Raw genomic sequence first — 2,818 nt, 5'->3', positions numbered from 1 at the left:
GAAAAAGGGCTTCACACGTTGCTGATCACTCCGGAGCCGAGCCGAATTCGAGCAGGAACTCCGACGAACAGGCAGAAAGCCGGTCTCGGGGAGACCGGCTTTCTCGTTACAATCGAAGTTATCTCCGCCTTGATGAGGTGTTCGAGGTAATCGTTGCTTAACAAGTAAAACGGCTTCGCCGTCCTTAATACCGCGGCACACGTTTGTATCGAGCTATCAGATGAGTATAAAGACATAGAATTTTATACTTTCTGATAATACAAAAAAGGTTAACAATTAGTGTTACCCTTAGATTTCTTCCGTTTCCCCTACGCATTTTTACCAAAGGTCATTCCACCGTCTATATACAGCGGAGAACCCATTATGAATTTCGACTCGTCGGTAGCTAGGAACAGCGCCGCCTGCGCGACGTCTTCCGGTGTTCCCATTTCATTGCTAAGTTGTCTTGTTTTGAGCGATGCCATAGCTTTTACCGGGTCGTCGTACGAGGTCTTCAAATAGTTTTCCACGAACGGCGTCAGAATGGTTCCGGGAAGTAATGCGTTGACCCGAATGTTGTATGGCGCGTAATCGACTTGCATCGCTTTCGTAAGAGCCAGGACGGCGCCTTTCGTCGCGGAATAGGAAGCTCTTCTAGCTAGCCCCATCTCCGCGGTGCCGGAGGACATATTGATAATATTGCCGGATTTGCGCTCCATCATATGAGGCAATACGTACTTGGAAGGGAGGAAGACCCCTCTGACGTTGACGTTGATCACACGGTCCCATTGCTCAGGATCGATTTCATGAATCGCGCCAATGCCGCTGATACCCGCATTGTTAAAGAGCACATCGATGCGTCTGTATATCTCAAGCGCCTGTCGAATCATTTCGCTTACCGAATGCGGATCAGTTACATCGGCATGGATGAACGTCGCCTCTCCTCCGTTTTCACGGATAAGGGCTACCGTTTCTTCGCCTTTGGCGGAATCCAGATCGTTAACAATGACCTGTGCTCCTTCTTCTGCGAACTTCAACGTCGAGCTTCTACCGATGCCCGAAGCTGCCCCGGTTATTAAGGTTACTTTATTCTGAAGCCTGTTCACCTAGATCTCCTCCTCGATTATGCTCAACTATTACCATTGCGATGGAACGGGCTCCGCACCATGATATGCGGCATAACCGCCATCGACGTATAAAACGGCTCCCGTTACGAATTTCGCCTTTGGCGAGGCTAGGTATAGAATGGCTTCGGCGATGTCTTCCGGCGTTCCTAAATGTCCTTGAGGAGTCCGACGCTTCATGTTGGCCGGATCCAAAGTGCCTTTGTCGAAAAATTGCTGAAGCAGCTCCGTCAAAATGTATCCCGGCGCGACTGCGTTCACGCGAATGCCGTCCAATGCCCACTCGCACGCCAATGTTTGCGTTAAGCTATTCACTGCCGCTTTCGCCGCCGAATAGGCCGATCTTCTTGATATTCCGCCTAAGCCGAGAATCGACGAGATATTAATGACGACACCGGACTTCTGAATGAGCATTATTTCTCCCGCCAGATAGAATAAATATACATCGACTTCAAATTCGTATTAATCAGGAAATCCCACTCGTGCTCGAGCAAGTCGATAATCGGTTTTTGAATATTGGTACCTACGTTATTAACTAGGATATCTAATCTTCCGAACTTCTCTCTCGCGAGCCCGAACGCTCTCTCCGCTTGTTCCATGCTGCAAACATCGGCTTCTATAACCAGACTTTCTCTTCCTAATTCATTAATTTCCTTGCCTGTTCTCTTCGCGGCTTCCCCATCGATATCGATAATGACGACATGAGCCCCTTCTTGCGCCAAAGATAATGCCGTCGCTTTGCCGATTCCATTCCCGCCGCCCGTTACCATCGCGATTTGATCTTTGAATTGCATGGATAATCCCCCTTCTATTTTCACATCGTTATGCTTACTTATTTGGCTAGAAATAATCGAGTGCTTGAGCCTCCATCGACCGTTACGACTTGTCCCGTAAAATAATCGGATTCGTCAGAGGCGATAAAACGTACGAAATTGGCGATATCTTGCGGGATCCCGATTCGACCGATCGGAATGTCATCCGCTAAATCGTCAAACCCGGCAGCATCTTGGAACTTTTCGACCCTTACCGCACCCGGCGCTACCGAATTCACGGTAATTTGATATTTCGCGAGATCTAACGCCAACTGACGCGTCATCGCGTTAATTCCGCCTTTAGAAGTGGCATACGCACCATACCTTGGCATCGTTAGATTTCCGTGCACGGAACTAATGTGAATAACGCGTCCTTTACCCGTCTTGATCATTTCTTTGACGCAAGCCTGCGTAGAGAAGAACGTGCCTTTTAGATTCGTGTCGATCACCTGATCCCAGAAACTTTCCGTCACCTGAAGAAAATCTTCCATTGGATCTATGGCGGCGTTATTCACCAAAATATCGATGCGGCCATATAAATTGACGACCTTAGCCACCATTTGATCGATTTCCTTCAAGGAACTGATATCGGCCTTAATAGCTACGGACTGGATACCCTCAGCATTCATTCTCTCGACGAGTGTTTGGGCGCCCGTTGCGCTATTGGCATAGTTAAAGACAACCGTAGCTCCGGCTTTGCCTAATTCATAAGCGATGCTGCTTCCGATACCGCGTCCCGCACCGGTAACGATTGCCACTTTACCTTGTAAGTCAGCCATTCTCCCCGCCCCTTAAAAAATAATCCGCTATCGCATCAATCGCATCTGCGCTTCCTGTGTAACACCACATTTGAGAGACATCCCGAAGGACCGTCTCACTCTGCAAATTCGGTTCGATTACGGG

The 2,818-nt window shown here is 48.6% G+C and carries 4 protein-coding genes; all 4 read right to left on the bottom strand.

From position 1 onward, the window contains the following. Window positions 1-308: 308 nt before the first annotated feature. From AC1DWN_RS31705 to AC1DWN_RS31690, 4 genes are read right to left on the bottom strand one after another with little or no spacing between them, the layout of a single operon-like run. On the bottom strand, window positions 309-1,085 hold the full coding sequence (locus AC1DWN_RS31705) for an SDR family NAD(P)-dependent oxidoreductase (protein ID WP_477562833.1): 777 nt from the start codon (window positions 1,083-1,085) through the stop codon (window positions 309-311). Between the two features lie 30 nt (window positions 1,086-1,115). Then, window positions 1,116-1,517: an SDR family NAD(P)-dependent oxidoreductase gene (locus tag AC1DWN_RS31700; RefSeq protein ID WP_477562832.1), complete on the bottom strand. Its 402-nt coding sequence runs from the start codon at window positions 1,515-1,517 to the stop codon at window positions 1,116-1,118. Next, entirely contained in the window at window positions 1,517-1,897 is a 381-nt protein-coding gene (locus tag AC1DWN_RS31695) for an SDR family NAD(P)-dependent oxidoreductase (protein ID WP_477562831.1), read from the bottom strand. Before AC1DWN_RS31695 ends, AC1DWN_RS31700 begins: the two co-directional genes overlap by 1 nt. A gap of 38 nt (window positions 1,898-1,935) precedes the next feature. Next, window positions 1,936-2,694, bottom strand: coding sequence for an SDR family NAD(P)-dependent oxidoreductase (locus tag AC1DWN_RS31690; RefSeq protein WP_477562830.1), 759 nt, complete (start codon window positions 2,692-2,694; stop codon window positions 1,936-1,938). Window positions 2,695-2,818: the final 124 nt, after the last annotated feature.

It is taken from the genome of Paenibacillus sp. P4_A7 (assembly GCF_056402455.1).
The sequence above is the reverse complement of the archived record's forward strand: the minus strand, read 5'-3'. Positions and strand labels throughout refer to the sequence as shown.